This window comes from Mangrovibacillus cuniculi (assembly GCF_015482585.1).
GTDB lineage: Bacteria > Bacillota > Bacilli > Bacillales > R1DC41 > Mangrovibacillus > Mangrovibacillus cuniculi.
The window spans coordinates 238501-253877 of sequence record NZ_CP049742.1; the positions used below are offsets into that span (position 1 = coordinate 238501).

Annotated in this window: 11 protein-coding genes; 9 read left to right on the forward strand and 2 right to left on the reverse strand. The window is 38.7% G+C overall.

Annotated elements, in window-relative coordinates:
- Positions 1-254 precede the first annotated feature (254 nt).
- The 7 genes from G8O30_RS01155 (at position 255) to amyS (ending at position 9929) form a co-directional block, all read left to right on the forward strand.
- Positions 255-1280: a YecA family protein gene (locus tag G8O30_RS01155; RefSeq protein ID WP_239673187.1), complete on the forward strand. Its 1026-nt coding sequence runs from the start codon at positions 255-257 to the stop codon at positions 1278-1280.
- A gap of 589 nt (positions 1281-1869) precedes the next feature.
- Entirely contained in the window at positions 1870-3219 is a 1350-nt protein-coding gene (locus G8O30_RS01160) for a GH1 family beta-glucosidase (RefSeq protein WP_239673188.1), read from the forward strand.
- Positions 3220-3231: 12 nt separating this feature from the next.
- Entirely contained in the window at positions 3232-4506 is a 1275-nt protein-coding gene (locus G8O30_RS01165) for an ABC transporter substrate-binding protein (RefSeq protein WP_239673189.1), read from the forward strand.
- A 61-nt stretch (positions 4507-4567) separates the two neighbouring features.
- Entirely contained in the window at positions 4568-5518 is a 951-nt protein-coding gene (locus tag G8O30_RS01170; RefSeq protein ID WP_239673190.1) for a carbohydrate ABC transporter permease, read from the forward strand.
- A gap of 47 nt (positions 5519-5565) precedes the next feature.
- Positions 5566-6363: a carbohydrate ABC transporter permease gene (locus G8O30_RS01175; RefSeq protein WP_420844608.1), complete on the forward strand. Its 798-nt coding sequence runs from the start codon at positions 5566-5568 to the stop codon at positions 6361-6363.
- Positions 6364-6391: 28 nt separating this feature from the next.
- Entirely contained in the window at positions 6392-7411 is a 1020-nt protein-coding gene (locus tag G8O30_RS01180; RefSeq protein ID WP_239673192.1) for a LacI family DNA-binding transcriptional regulator, read from the forward strand.
- A 982-nt stretch (positions 7412-8393) separates the two neighbouring features.
- Positions 8394-9929: an alpha-amylase gene (gene amyS, locus G8O30_RS01185; protein ID WP_239673193.1), complete on the forward strand. Its 1536-nt coding sequence runs from the start codon at positions 8394-8396 to the stop codon at positions 9927-9929.
- 212 nt (positions 9930-10141) lie between these two features.
- On the opposite strand, the gene G8O30_RS01190 is transcribed toward amyS, so the two are convergent.
- The gene (locus G8O30_RS01190) at positions 10142-10981 is read right to left on the reverse strand and encodes a GNAT family N-acetyltransferase (RefSeq protein WP_239673194.1); all 840 of its coding nucleotides are present in this window, start codon (positions 10979-10981) and stop codon (positions 10142-10144) included.
- An 89-nt stretch (positions 10982-11070) separates the two neighbouring features.
- Here G8O30_RS01190 and G8O30_RS01195 point away from each other — a divergent pair, with 89 nt between their 5' ends.
- The gene (locus tag G8O30_RS01195) at positions 11071-11724 is read left to right on the forward strand and encodes an HAD family hydrolase (protein ID WP_239673195.1); all 654 of its coding nucleotides are present in this window, start codon (positions 11071-11073) and stop codon (positions 11722-11724) included.
- 110 nt (positions 11725-11834) lie between these two features.
- Positions 11835-13379 (forward strand): histidine kinase N-terminal 7TM domain-containing diguanylate cyclase, encoded by a 1545-nt coding sequence (locus G8O30_RS01200; protein WP_239673196.1) that lies wholly within the window; start codon positions 11835-11837, stop codon positions 13377-13379.
- Positions 13380-13601: 222 nt separating this feature from the next.
- On the opposite strand, the gene G8O30_RS01205 is transcribed toward G8O30_RS01200, so the two are convergent.
- Entirely contained in the window at positions 13602-15341 is a 1740-nt protein-coding gene (locus G8O30_RS01205) for a glycoside hydrolase family 66 protein (RefSeq protein WP_239673197.1), read from the reverse strand.
- Positions 15342-15377 lie beyond the last annotated feature (36 nt).

Consider the following 15377-nt stretch of genomic DNA (forward strand, 5'->3'; position numbering starts at 1 on the left):
TAACATCATTTGTACATACAAATTACCATGAGGAAACAGAAACGTCAAATTACAACGTTAAGTACTTATAAAAAAGTTCTGTGTAAATCATTCAGCTGTCGCTGATTTATCTGTCATGAAAGAAAGAGCAGTGTAATTTATGGAAGGAATCACGCTAGTTTGTACATATGGTCGGAAAAACGTTATAATAACTAAGCATTTAATGTCTATATATAGGTAAAAGTGGTTTGCTAGAAAGGAAGTGCAACACAATCATGAAGATTGGTAGAAATGACTTATGCCCATGCGGAAGTGGGAAAAAATATAAAAAATGCTGTGAGAAAAAAGATTCGGGACAAGTTCTGGATTACGCGCAGATTCAAGATCAACTATATACATTCGGAACAACATTACTAGAAACAAAGATTGCTCGTTTTCATGAGAGATACATTGGAGATGAAAATGTATCAACGGAACTTTCTTTAATACTAAAATATTATGGATCAACTATTTTTGTTCTACACGATCAAGTGGAACAAAAAAGCATCGTACAACATTTCTTAGAAACGTTCCCAATTAGCACATATAAAGATGAAGTAAAACAAGTGATAGCAAGTTGGAATCAATCTTTCCCAAGTGTTGCTGTAGTAAAAGGGAAGCAAGCTGGTTCTATTACGGTAGAGGACTTGTATACAAAAGAAGTAAAACAAGTCATGACGGTAAACGGTGTGGAACGCTTTGAACCAGGTGAAGTCCTATTAGGTACATTAATTCCTGTCGGTGACATGTATCAGTACTTCGTTGGCCCAATCTCGTATGTAGATCAGGATAAAGAAGATTTCCAAAAACTATTGATAGACTATTATCAAGAGAACAGTGGAAAAAATCCAGCTAGATTCGTGTTAGCAGAGTTCTTTACGTTTATTCTCTTCTTTGTTACTAGTGTAGCGGATGTAGAAGGGAAAGAAGAAACAGCTCCTGCTGAAGTGGGATATGAGTGGGATAAACCTGTTTATGAAGAGATTGCTAACGAATTCTTAGCGTTCTTCGAGAAATCTTCTGTATCCTATGATTACCAGATTGGTTTAAAGATGTGGAATAACTTTACGAAGTCTGTACAACCAATCATTCGTAACGCTCAAAACTATACGGCTGCATTAGTATACGTAGTGGATCAAATGGTGTCAGTGGAGAAAACATGGACGCAGCAAGATCTAGCAACGGAATTTAATGTTTCTGCAAGCAGTATATCATCGACGAATAAAAAGATTATGGATGTCGTGATGCAGGGAATGGTTTGATTAATTATCACGAAAATGCAGTTGAAATATGACTGCACAGGGATTTTCGCTGCAGGGGGACGCTTTCCACCTCGAAAAGCGGAAGGCGCGCGTTCAGCCACGGCAGGAAAGTTCAGAAGATCGAGGAGGCAGTTCTTCAGCCACCGGAGAGCTTTTGGATTTTCCCAAGTGGTTGCGCACCTGGAGCTAGACACAACACCTTTCCCGTAGGAGTCGCCCCCTTCCGCTACAATCTCAAAATTGTCTTGTTGTAAATTATATTATCTGCAGTATTCTATTGTAGTTCTTGTAACTATTTAAAAGACAGGTACATCTTTTTATAGATGGTATCTGTCTTTTATTTTTACACGACTATGGAATTACTTATCATCTATACATATCGAAATAGTATTTCATCTTTTACTCCTACTACTCCTACTACTCCTAATTATTTACGAAAACTTTCGTAGATATTTCGTTGAAATCCGACGGATATTTCATAAAATTAATTATTGACACCGCTTTCTTTTGTGTTTATAGTGGAATTAACGAAACAATACTTACTATTTTTCGTTCATTACGAAAACATTCGTAAGAGAGAGGGGTAATTATGAGACGCTTTCCGAAAGATTTTGCTTGGGGTACTGCAACATCATCTTATCAAATAGAGGGTGGAAGAGATTCTAGAGGAGAAACAATTTGGGATCAATTTGCAAAAACACCAGGTAAAGTACACAACCAAGAAAATGGGGACATTGCATGTAACCATTATAATATGTACAAAGAAGATGTAGCATTAATGAAAGAACTAAGTATTCCTTCCTACAGATTCTCTATTTCATGGGCAAGAATTTTCCCTAACGGAGATCGAGTAGTAAACGAAGAAGGACTTCAATTCTATGAAAATTTACTAGACGCCCTTGAAGAAAGCGGTGTCACACCAATTGTAACTTTATACCATTGGGATTTACCACAAGCCTTGCAAGATAAAGGCGGCTGGATGAACCGTGATATTGTAGATGAATTCGTGTATTTTTCCGAAACAATCTTTAATAGATTTGGAAATCGAGTATCACAATGGATTACACACAATGAGCCTTGGGTAGTAACTTGGTTAGGATATGGAGCAGGAGAGCACGCTCCAGGATATAAAGATATTCCTAGTTTCCTAAAAGCAGCTCACCACGTGCTATTGTCACATGGTGAAGTGGTAAAACGCTACCGTGAATTAAACTTCACAGGAGAAATTGGTATTACGTTAAATCTTAACCACTCATATCCAGCTTCGAATACTCCAGAAAGTATTGCGGCTGCAAGAAGAGCGGATGGTTTCTTAAATAGATGGTTCTTGGATCCAATTTATAAAGGTGAATATCCAGCAGATATGTTAACTATCTATAAAGGATTCAGTGACTTTAGTTTCGTACAAGAAGGGGATATGGAAACGATTTCTGTACCTTTCGACTTCCTAGGGATTAACTATTACTCCGTTGGTTACTCCGAAGAGAAAAAAGGAGATTGGTTAGGCGTTGAAGGTGTAAGTGGCGGTCATCGCAGAACGGCAATGGGTTGGGAAGTTTACGCAACTGGCTTGAAAGATTTACTAGTTCGTATTAAAGACGATTACGCAAACCCTGTTATCTACATTACAGAAAATGGAGCAGCTTACGACGACAAAGTAGAAAATGGCGAAGTACATGATCCAGAGCGTGTAGAATATCTTTACGAACATTTAGAGGCTTGCCTAGATGCAATCGATGCAGGTGTTAGATTGAAAGGTTACTATGCTTGGAGCTTCCTAGATAATTTCGAGTGGGCTTTTGGTTATGCCAAGAGATTTGGAATTGTCTATGTAGATTTCCATACACAGCAAAGAATTCCAAAAACAAGTGCAAAGTGGTTCAAACAAGTAATGGAAACAAACGAAGTTCCGTTACCTGTAAGTACAAGCAAAAACTAAGGGGGAATTAGGATGAAAAAGTGGTGGAAACAAGCTGCAGTGGGTGTCGGTTTAATGACAATGTTAGCTGGATGTTCTGATGGGGAAAGCGCATCTACGCCGAAAGACGGTAAAGTAGTATTAGATATGTGGGTATTCGGTACAACAGGTTATGACGAACTAGCAAAAGCTTATATGGAAGAAAACCCAGATGTACAAATTAAAGTACAATCTACTGAAATGGGGGATCACCATAACAACTTATTTACAGCATTATCTGCTGGTAAAGGTGCACCTGATATCGCAATGATCGAGGTAGGGGAAATCGAACGTTACCGTGATGCAAAAGATCGTTTCACTAACTTAAATGATTTAGGTGCTAAAGATTTACAAGCTAACTATTTAGACTGGGTATGGAATGTAGGTAGCAGCAGCGATGGTGAGTTTGTCTATGGCTTACCAACTGATATTGGACCTACTGCAATGTACTACCGTAAAGATGTAGTAGAAGCAGCAGGGTACCCAACAGATCCAGCTGAACTTGCTAGCACTCTAGCAACTTGGGCTGATTACACTAAATTTGCAGAAGAAGTGAAAGCGAAAACTGGTAAGCCAGTTGTAGATAACGCTGAATTAATCTTCAACGCAAAACGTGACCAAGCTTCTGAGCATTACTTTAACAGAGACAACGAATTAATCGTTGAAGAGAATGCAGAAATCAGAGCAGCATATGACTACACAGCTGAACTAATCCAAAAAGGTACAGTAGGAAACATGCCTCTATGGACGCCGGAGTGGGGTCAAGGGATGGCTGATGGATCTTACGCTACGTTATTAGGACCAGCTTGGATGCAAGGTGTTGTAAAAGGTAACGCTCCTGATGCAGCTGGAAACTGGTTAGTAACAACAATGCCTGAAGGTGCGGGTAACTGGGGTGGATCATACCTAACTATTCCTAAAGAGTCTGAGTACTCGGAAGAAGCTTATGAGTTTATTTCTTGGTTACTGACTCCAGACAATCAGTTAAACTCATTTAAAGATATGGGACTATTCCCTTCAACTCCTGAAACATATGAAAAAGAAGAATTCAAATCTTACACTGATGAGTATTTCGGTGGTATCAACACAGCTCAAGTATTCGCTGATGCAGCTGCTCAAGTTGTAGATGTTTACAAAGGTAAAAACTACTTACTAGTTCAAGGCGAAATTATGATGGCATTAGACAACGTATTAAATAGCGGTGGAGATCCAGACAAAGAATGGAACGACGCTATGGATAGAATTAAGCAACGTTTAGAAAGAGAATAAGGTAGAGTTATAGAGTAGGGAGGAATTCTCCTTACTCTTCCTTTTAAAGGAGGAAAATGGAATGCTTCCAAAGCCAGAAACATCCCCAACAACTAATATTCGTAAAAAGAAAATGTCACAGTCCGTGAAAGATAATATAACTGGTTACATTTTTGTATCCCCGTTCTTTATTTTGTTCTCCATTTTCGGTCTGTTCCCAATGATCTTTAGTTTTTACTTGGCATTCTTTAAATGGAATGGCCTTGGACCGATGACGTTTGCAGGTTTAGACAACTTTAGAATCATTTTTGCTGATGCATTGTTTTGGAAATCAATCTATAACACTGTCATGATTGGATTACTAGGTACGGTACCACAGTTAATCGTAGCATTTTTACTTGCTTATGCGCTTAACTCTCAAGTCGTAAAGTTTAGAAATACTTTCCGCGTAGCGATCTTTATGCCATATGTAACATCCATTGTTGCGGTTGCTATTTTATTCAGTATCGTGTTTAACAATCAATCTTTCGGTCTAGTAAATAGTATTATTGGTCTATTCGGATATGATCCTATCGTTTTCACACAGTCAGAGTGGGGAGCTAAGATAGCAATTGCTTCCATGATCTTTTGGAGATGGATTGGATATAACACAATAATCTACCTAGCAGGAATGCAAAGTATCTCCAACGAATTATATGAAGCTGCTAAAATGGATGGAGCAAATCTATTCCAACAATTACGTTATATTACGATTCCTGTCTTAAAACCGTTTATTTTATTCACGGTATTCATGGGAACAATCGGTTCTCTTCAAGTATTCACAGAACCGTTAATCTTCTTTAACGGTAACTTAAGACCAGAAGGAATTACAGTTGTAGCTTACCTATATCGTGATGCATTTGAAAGTAACTTCTTTGGAACAGCATCTGCTACAGCGATAGTTCTGTTCGTCTTAATCATGATCTTCTCATTAATTAACTTATTATTTACAAACCGTGTAGGTCGTTCTAAGAAAAGAGGTGCTTCTGCATGACAACTTCAACAAGTAAATCACAAAAAGGCTTAACCTCTAAATCTATCATGTACAGCTTATTGATTTTTGCTGCATTAGTATCTTTATTCCCATTCTATTGGATGTTTGTAATGGCGACGCAACCTAATCACGTCATAAACCAAACTCCACCAGCATTACTTCCGGGTAAAGAGCTAGTGACTAACTTCCAAAATGTTTTAGCAAATATCGATTTCTTCGGTGCAATGTGGAATTCATTTGTTGTATCGACAGCCGTTACTGTAGGAAGCTTATTCCTTTGTTCTCTTGCAGGATTTGCTTTTGCAAAACTGAAGTTTAAAGGAAAAAATGTGCTATTCGTTTTAATCCTAGTAACAATGATGATTCCACCACAACTAGGATTAATCCCAACGTACTATATCATCACAAAGTTAGGTTGGTTAAGTGACTTGCGTGCAATCATCGTACCTGGTTTAATCAACGCATTCGGAATTTTTTGGATGAGACAATATATTAAAGAAGCAATTCCCGATGAATTAATTGAAGCAGCAAGAATAGATGGATGTTCTACTTTCCGAATTTATTGGAATATCGTAACACCAGCAATCCTTCCAGCTTTTGCAACACTTGGTATTATCGTATTCATGAATGTGTGGAACGATTTCTTGTGGCCATTAGTTGTTCTTCAAGATCAATCTACACACACTTTACAAGTCGCATTACGTGCATTGAATGACTCTTATAGCCGTGACTATGGTATGATATTATCAGGAACTTTTTGGGCTACAGTACCATTAATTATTGTGTTCTTACTATTCAATAAAGCCTTTATTAGTAGTCTTACACAAGGTGCTGTTAAGAGCTAAGCGACGTTAATGCAGGGGAGCGAACGGCATGAAAGTCACCATTAAGGATATTGCCAAGAAAGCCGGTGTATCTCCGGCAACTGTTTCTAAAATTATTAATAATTATCAAGATGTAGGAGAAGAAACGAAAAAGAGAGTTCTTCACATCATGCAAGTAGAGGGATATCAACCAGCTACCTCTACAAAAGCGCAGCCTCCTGTAGATAATAAATTGATAGGTGTCGTTTTTGCTGGAGAGATAAACGCTGATCTAACGCACCCAGTTTTTGTGGAAGTTATAAATGAATTTAAAAAGACTATAGGAGAATTAGGGTACGATCTAATCTTTTTCTCTAACGAACAATTCTTTTCCAATAAAGAAAGTTATATAGAACGCTGTAAACACTTCAATATCTCCGGCTGTTTGTTAATAGCTGGAGATAGAATAGAGAAATCTGTATATGAGCTAGATATTAGTTCTATACCTTGTGTGGGAGTAGATATAGCTTTACAAGGACCCTGCTCCAGTTATGTAACCAGCGATAGCATGAGTATTGCTTCAAAAGTAGTAGAGCATCTTTATTTAAGAGGGCACAGAGAGATTGGTTTTATCGGTGGTTCTATGGGGTCCTTAGTATCTACTTCTCGCTTAGAGTCTTTCCAAGCGATGATGAAGCAATACGGCCTCATTGTTAGAGAAGAATGGATTCGTGAAGGAGACTTCTTTGAAGAAAGCGGGTATCAACAGATGAAGGCAATCCTCGCTCAACCGAAGAGACCCACTGCGATCTTTGCTTCATCTGACTTAATGGCAATTGGTGCAATAAGAGCAGCGAAAGAAGAGGGACTATCCATTCCAGACGATTTATCCGTAGTAGGATGCGATGACATCTTACCTGCACAATTTATTGAGCCGCCATTAACGACAATCAGGCAGGACAAGAAAAAATTAGGAAAATTAGCTGCACACATCTTGGAGGATTTAATTCATCAAAGAATAGAGTCTAGTAGCGTGACAGTAGAGCCTGAACTAGTAGTTAGACATACTACTAGCCATGTAATGTTATGAGGAGAACCCCGCGGATGCGGGGTTTTTTGTGTGCGCTTATAAACTTGTGAAGGAGGACTCTATACTCATCTGGAGCGGTGAAAAGTGATGTGAGAAGAGTATAGGAGGGTTCTATACTCATCTGGAGCGGTGAAATGTGTCATGAGGAGAGAATAGAAGGGCTCTATACTCATCTGGAGTGATGAAAAGTGATGTGAGAAGAGTATAGGAGGGTTCTATACTCATCTGGAGCGGTGAAATGTGTCGCGAGGAGAGTATAGAAGGGCTCTATACTCATCTGGAGTGATGAAATGTTCATGAGGAGAGAATAAGAAGATCCTAAACTCATGAAGGAGCGTAAAATCGCCAGCTAGGAGAGAATAAGAGGCTCTTAAACTCATGAAGGAGCGTAAAATCGCCAGCTAGGAGAGAATAAGAGGCTCTTAAACTCGCGAAGGAGCGGAAAATCGCCAACTAGGAGAGAATAAGAGTCTCTTAAACTCACGAAGGAGCGTAAAATCGCCAGCTAGGAGAGAATAGGAGCCTCTTAAACTCACGAAGGAGCGTAAAATCCCTAGCTAGGAGAGAATAAGAGTCTCTAAAACTCATGAAGGAGCGTAAAATCGCCAGCTAGGAGAGAATAAGAGGCTTTTAAACTCATGAAGGAGCGTAAAATCTATCGCTAGGAGAGAATAAGAGGCACTTAAACTCACGAAGGAGCGTAAAATCCATCGCTAGGAGAGAATAAGAGTCTCTTAAACTCATGAAGGAGCGGAAAATCGATCGCTAGGAGAGAATAAGAGGGAGAAAGTCATCCAGTGCCCCTCAATCCACTAGAGATCCCCACCAACAAATGCAGGTCTTCACAAACTATTGGGAAAATGGGTAGACATCTATGCAAAAGTAATCGCCTATTGTATAGTTAATCCAAAGTGCAAACGCTTTCACTAATCCTTAAATGGAAACGTTTGCACCAAAAAGCAATTCAAGGAGGAGAAGAGAAATGCGGTTAAAGGGGATTTTTGCAAGTTTACTAGTATTTGTTTTACTCGTTAGTCCACTAGGTACATCATTAGCTAGTGCGAACACAAATGGCACCATGATGCAGTATTTTGAATGGTACTTACCAAACGATGGAGCGCATTGGGGACGTATGCAAAGTGATGCTGCAAATTTAAAGAATATGGGAATTACCGCGGTGTGGATACCACCAGCTTATAAGGGAACATCCTCCAGTGATGTTGGATATGGAGCTTATGATCTTTACGACTTAGGGGAATTTAATCAAAAAGGAACAACTCGTACGAAATATGGTACGAAGACACAATTAAAGTCGGCAATCTCTTCTCTAAAAACGAACGGTATTCAAGTTTATGGAGATGTGGTTATGAATCATAAAGGAGGAGCTGACTACACGCAATCTGTAACCGCTGTAGAAGTAAATCCAAATAATCGAAATCAAGAAACAAGTGGGGAGTATCAAATTCAAGCCTGGACTGGATTCAACTTTCCGGGACGAGGAAATACGCATTCTTCTTTCAAATGGCAGTGGTATCATTTTGATGGAACAGATTGGGATCAATCCAGAAGTTTAAGCAGAATATATAAGTTTCGTGGAACAGGGAAGAACTGGGATTGGGAAGTTGCAACGGAGTTTGGTAACTATGATTACTTAATGTTTGCTGATGTAGACTTTGACCACCCTGATGTACAGCAGGAAATGAAAAACTGGGGTAAATGGTATGTAAATGAACTTGGGTTAGATGGATTCCGTTTAGATGCGGTGAAACATATAAAGCACTCGTACATTGGCGACTGGTTAGGTTCTGTTCGTCAAAATACTGGTAAGGAATTGTTTAGTGTAGCAGAATATTGGCAAGATAATGTTGGCGCTATCGAAAATTACTTAGCGAAATCAGGTAACACTCACTCAGCATTTGATGTGCCTCTACACTATGCTTTCCACCGTGCCTCTAATTCTGGTGGAAGCTACGATATGAGAAATCTATTAAATAACACGTTAGTGTCTCGTCAGCCGGTAAAAGCTGTAACGTTTGTAGAGAATCACGATTCACAACCAGGTCAAGCGTTAGAGTCAACGGTTCAACCTTGGTTTAAACCTCTTGCGTACGCATATATTTTAACTCGTTCTCAAGGATATCCATCTGTATTCTATGGAGATTATTATGGAACGAAAGGGTCAACTTCCTATGAAATTCCTTCTATGAAGTCTAAGTTAGATCCACTTTTACAAGCTCGTAAGACTTACGCGTACGGAACACAACACGATTACTTAGATCACTGGGATGTCGTGGGATGGACACGTGAAGGGACTACAGATAAAACGAAATCAGGTCTAGCAACAATTCTTTCTGATGGTCCTGGAGGAAGTAAGTGGATGTATGTTGGTAGGCAAAATGCCGGTGAAACTTGGTACGATATTACTGGAAACCGCGGAGATCGCGTTGTAATTAACAACGATGGATGGGGGAACTTCTACGTAAACGGTGGTTCAGTGTCGGTTTATATTCAGCAATAAGAGTTAAGGACTGTCTGAAGAGTAGATGCGTCTACTTTTCGGCAGTTTTTTGTTACGTGACCGGTAACAACTCAACGCCCGCCACGTGATGTGGCCTGCCCTTAGTTGAGTATCCTTATGATAAATAGTTTAATGTGCACTCAAGGAACAGAGCACACGTTAAATACGTAACATAGAAAAACACCTGCCAAATCATCAGCAGGTGCCCACCACTATACTCCTCGAACCTTCAACTCTAAAGAAGTTCCAATTCGCTTATATCCGATCTCTTGATAAATGCTATTTGACGTTGGATTGCTTAAATCTGTGTACAACGCAGCAGCACCAAATTTATTAATCATTTGCTGCGTGCCGTAAGCGGTAATAGCAGAACCGTAACCTCGCTTACGAAATTCTTTCGGGGTATAAACAAAATTAATTACTCCGACATTATCCGTAGATCGCGAGTTCGCACACATCGCAACAAGTTCGCCGTCCACTCTAAGTCCCCAAAAAGTAGCGTATGTGAACATTTTTTCGATCGTTTGAACTGCTTCTTCGTGCGTACTTTCTCCAATAGAAGTTTCTACAACAAATGCCATATAAGCTTTCACTAGCCAATCTTTTTCAGCGTGGCCTAATAGATGAAAAGTACCCCCATCCACTTTAGGAGTCGCTACATCCAAGCATTCATATACTCCTTGCCCCACATTTATAAAGAGTTCACTGTCAAATCTCTTCGGCCACGCTGTTTTTAGAAAATTTCCTAACGTTTCTTCCACAACAAATCCACCATTACTATCCGAAGCGGCTACTGTGTCCAAAATCCACTCTCCAACAAGTTCAACTTGGTGATGATCAAAACAAATAGCAATAAACTTATGAGGAGGAGTCCTCATTAATAGTCCAACAACCTCGCCGTCACTCTCTAGATACCAATGTTGAAGCGTACTATGCTCATTCGTAACTTCTCTTTTTAAAATTCCAAACGCTAAGTTATGTAATGCCTCATTTTCTTGTAGTTTCGGTACTACTTTTTCAAAAAAATTTCCCAACTTCTTGGTGGTATGCATATGAAAGACTCCCTTTCCCCTAAATTAAAGGGATATTCGACAAATAAGTCGAAATACCTTCTAGAATCATTTACTTTGGAGGATTTATTATGATAAAAGCAGTATTATTTGATTTAGACAACACTCTTTTAGATAGAGATCAATCATTAGTGAACTTTATTGATAAACAATATGACCGACATCTGTCTTTATTTAATAAAATAACAAAAGAACTATTCATGAAACGATTTGTTACGTTAGATAAGAAAGGTTATGTGTGGAAAGACAAGGTGTATAAACAATTAATAGAAGAATTTGAGATAAGTGGGGTTACATATGAAGTATTATTAGAGGACTATTTAGAGTATTTTCATCATGGAGCCGTGGCTTATGAGGGAATGCATCAGTTACTACAAGGGTTAAAAGAGAGTGGGTATAAGGTGGGGATTGTGACTAATGGATTTACTAGGTTACAAGAGAGCAATATCCGCGCGTTACAATTAGACGAATTAGCAGATGTCATTCTGATCTCAGAAAAAGAACAACTCCGTAAACCCGATCCAGCTATATTTGAACGAGCAGCATATTTACTCCAAGTTACTCGAGAGGAATGTTTGTTTGTAGGGGATCATCCAACAAACGATGTAGAAGCAGCTAAGGCTGTAGGAATGAAAGCTATCTGGAAGCAAGATACGTCATGGGAAGATCCGCTTGATTCTGATGGAACAATCAATCATTTATCTCAAGTATGGAATTATCTATAATTTAGATTCTGTAAGGGGAAATTACGAAATAAACTATAGGAAGAAGGAAACGCGTATTCTCATATAGGTGTTTTTTGAACTGTTCAGTTTGTTTCCAGAAGGAGAGACTTATGGACACAGGATTAATGTTATATGTAGTATCGACAGTTTCAGCAGGGCTATTAGGGCTTTTTCTTTGTGCGTATTCTTTCTTTAAATTAAAAAATACTCCAGGAGTGCTCTATTTTGGCTTATTGAACTTTGCTGTAGCCTTTTTTGCATTTATGTATACATTTGAATTATTGAGCACCTCACTTGAACAAGTGGCATTTTGGTTAAAGTTAGAATATCTTGCGCTTCCATTTATTCCTGCATTAACACTCTTTATGATCCTGGATTACGTTGGAGAACAAGTGAAAACTAAATACAAGTATATGTATCTGCTTTTACCATTAATGACCATCTTCTTTCATCATACGAACTCCATGCATGGATTATATTATTCAGATATGGAAATGATGCGTGTAAGTAACTTTGAAGTAGTCAAGTTAACCTACGGACCGTGGTATTACGTGCATAGTCTGTACCTTTTTGTAACCCTAGTGATAAGTACCATTGTTGCTTTTACAAAATGGAAGGGTGCAAGTTTCCGATTTAAGATGCAGTTACTATTTTTAGTAACAGGAATCCTATTTCCCATTATCGGTGGTCACATGTATATGAATGGATTGAGTCCAGATGGAGTAGATTTAGGTCCAGTATTTTTAAGTATATCTCTATTATTTTTTACCGTATCCTTATTCATCTTCCAATTATTTGATGTTGTCCCAATAGCAAAAGAAAAAATATTTGATAATATGCAAGAGGGAATTTTAGTAGTAAACAAGTATAGGGTATTGCTAGATTTCAACCAAGCTGCCGAAAGGATTTTTCCAATATTATCTTCTACTAAAATTGGCTCCGATATAGATACTTTATTTTTAGAAACTGAAGAACTCGCTTCGGCTCTTCAAGGGGATACTTCAACTACTATCGAGTTGAAACGTGAGATGTATGTTCAACTTATTTTTACACCTATTTATGAAAGAGAACATTATCATATAGGGACAATAATATCCATTTTGGATGTATCCGAACGAGTGCAGATGGAAAGAAGAATGTTTGAGCTAGCCAGCATAGATAGTCTAACCCAAGTTTTTAACCGTCGTTATTTTATAGAAAAAACAGAAGAAGTGTTAGCCAATGATCCAATAAACTCAGTAGGTATGATAATGTTTGATATTGATTTTTTTAAAAGAATAAATGACACCCATGGACACCAAGCTGGTGATGAAGTGTTAATACAAATCGCATCGCTAATAAAAAGTAGTTTAAGAGAAAACGAAATGGTAGGGAGGTACGGCGGAGAAGAATTTATCTTTGTCACATGGGATGCGCCTCCAGAATTACTGTACGAAAGAGCAGAGGAACTACGTATACAGTTAGAGCAGTTGATTATTTTTTATAATGAGAAGGAGTTAAAGGTTACTTCTAGCTTTGGTGTAACGTATCTTTCAGTTACTGATTTGAAAGAGATTGACCTGCAAGAACTAATTAGAATTGCTGATAAGAACTTATATCAAGCTAAAGAATTAGGTCGTAATCGAGTGGTGTTTTCAGAGAGTTTAGTTCATTAAATAGCAGCGTTGGCGAAATATGTAGCCAACGCTGCTGAACGCGCGCCTTACGCTTTTGTTAATGTCTAGCTCCAGGTGCGCAACCGCTCGGGAAAGTCCAAAAGCCCTCCGTTGGCTGAAGAGCTGCCTACTCGGTCTTCCGAACTTTCCTGCCGCGGCTGAACGCGCGCCTTACGCTTTTGTTAAGTGATTGGTAACACCAAGTATCCTTACCATTCCCTTTTAATTTTCAATTACAACCATCCCCCAATACTCTAAGGACGGTAAGGTAAAAGTGAGTTGGTTTCCATCTTGCTTCATTTCTAATTCTTGCGCTTTTCCGCCGTTTACATCAGGAGAAGTAGTCCAAACTTTTTTCACTGGTTGCTCTACATACATAGTAAACGTAAGGTTTTCTCTTTTCTTTGGTGTACGTTGCGTTGCATCTGTGTCACGCCATTCGAGAGAAGTACTGTCTAGTAAATTAATAAAATGTAAGATAGTTTTGTTTTCTTTTTCCTTTGGTAAAATCCACAGTTTTTCTTCTTCGGCACCATCTGTCGTGTACGGTAATCGATCCTCCGAGTTAATTTCGACATAGGTTGGACTAACATCTTCCCGTAGCCAATTTTGATAGGCTGTTAAAAAATCATAATAATGTACTAATTTGTCTTCTAGAGAACGTGACATCTTAAGAGATTTATTTGGAAAGTACTCTTTAGATAGCATGTGCTCCCCTAGTTCTATATGCGCTCCACCATTGGCAAAGACAACGGCGTCCATCAGTAGCACACCAGCTTCATTAAACGTCTCCTCTAGATTTGCATGATTATAGTTCATATAAGCCGCTAAAACGGAACTTGTAGAAGAAAGATTATTTTGCTTCGATAATGTTTGGTTCTGTTCCAGGATGTTCTTGATGTCTGTGTATGTCGGGAAATCGTCCCATACCTCTGTGTACAAGAACTCTGGCTGTGCAGCAGCAATTTGCTCCTGACCGAATTGATTCACACCATTCATCACCACATCTTTCTCAGAGTGGGCAGTAGTTATCTTATCAACAAAAGAAGAGAACTGATCTGCCACATCAATAGAGTCGCCCAGTTCATTGAACACTTCGCCACGTTCACCAAGTTGATCGATGTGCCACCCGTCAAAATCTAGATGGTCATAGACTTTTTGCTGCTCCGCAATGAGGTGATCTTGCCACCAAGGGTTAGATGGATTCATGACCATAACGTTACTTTTCCACGCTTCTGGCAATGGATGTTCATCTATGGATTGTTGATTAGGATCTTTAAAGAGTGCCCATTCCCTAGGTAGCGTACTATCTACTTTAAACGCTCCATATAAAAGGTTGTAGGACATTGCTTCCATCCCGAATTGGTGAGCTAACTCTATATAGTTTTGTACGGTTTGAAAGGAAGTTGGCCTGTTAGCAATATCTTCCCATTCTTTGAGAGGTTTGTTATCTTGAACAGGCAAAGGCTCTTCATGCTTAAAGTGCCAGTCGTAAAATTGTACTCCGTTGATGTGGTAACGGTTAAGTTTTTCCACAACGTTTTTCTGATCATTATTTGTCATTGGCTGAAAAGAAGAAAGGAAGCCATACCTAGGAAACTTGGACCAATCAGATGAAACATCTATTCCAATGGTTTCCGAGTAATCTGCAACTCGTACTTCTAATAAATAGCCTTGAAAGTCTTTTGTTGGTGGGAGCCATTTGACTATGTTTTTTCCTTCTTTTACTATTACTTCTCTTTCTTCCACTACATGGGATCCATGTAAAAAGATAAAGGTAGCTTTCTTATGTTTACGGTTGCTAGTAAATGTAATAACTACTTCCTCCTCAGGCTTGTATGCAGCTTTGGTAAGCTGAAGGTTTTCGAAGGACCTGTTAGAATGCTCTGCATTTGGCCAAAGTAGAAGGATGATTATACAAAATAATAAGATGAAAAAAGGAATTAGGATTCTACTTTTCATTGATTTCCCCTATAAATAAAGGGCTAACCAGATGAT

Bases quoted from the DNA above. Each gene is read 5' to 3' on its own strand.
- G8O30_RS01155 (WP_239673187.1), top strand. From the start codon at position 255: ATGAAGATTGGTAGAAATGACTTATGCCCATGCGGAAGTGGGAAAAAA.
- G8O30_RS01160 (WP_239673188.1), top strand. From the start codon at position 1,870: ATGAGACGCTTTCCGAAAGATTTTGCTTGGGGTACTGCAACATCATCT.
- G8O30_RS01165 (WP_239673189.1), top strand. From the start codon at position 3,232: ATGAAAAAGTGGTGGAAACAAGCTGCAGTGGGTGTCGGTTTAATGACA.
- G8O30_RS01170 (WP_239673190.1), top strand. From the start codon at position 4,568: ATGCTTCCAAAGCCAGAAACATCCCCAACAACTAATATTCGTAAAAAG.
- G8O30_RS01175 (WP_420844608.1), top strand. From the start codon at position 5,566: ATGTACAGCTTATTGATTTTTGCTGCATTAGTATCTTTATTCCCATTC.
- G8O30_RS01180 (WP_239673192.1), top strand. From the start codon at position 6,392: ATGAAAGTCACCATTAAGGATATTGCCAAGAAAGCCGGTGTATCTCCG.
- amyS (WP_239673193.1), top strand. From the start codon at position 8,394: ATGCGGTTAAAGGGGATTTTTGCAAGTTTACTAGTATTTGTTTTACTC.
- G8O30_RS01190 (WP_239673194.1), bottom strand. From the start codon at position 10,981: ATGCATACCACCAAGAAGTTGGGAAATTTTTTTGAAAAAGTAGTACCG.
- G8O30_RS01195 (WP_239673195.1), top strand. From the start codon at position 11,071: ATGATAAAAGCAGTATTATTTGATTTAGACAACACTCTTTTAGATAGA.
- G8O30_RS01200 (WP_239673196.1), top strand. From the start codon at position 11,835: ATGGACACAGGATTAATGTTATATGTAGTATCGACAGTTTCAGCAGGG.
- G8O30_RS01205 (WP_239673197.1), bottom strand. From the start codon at position 15,341: ATGAAAAGTAGAATCCTAATTCCTTTTTTCATCTTATTATTTTGTATA.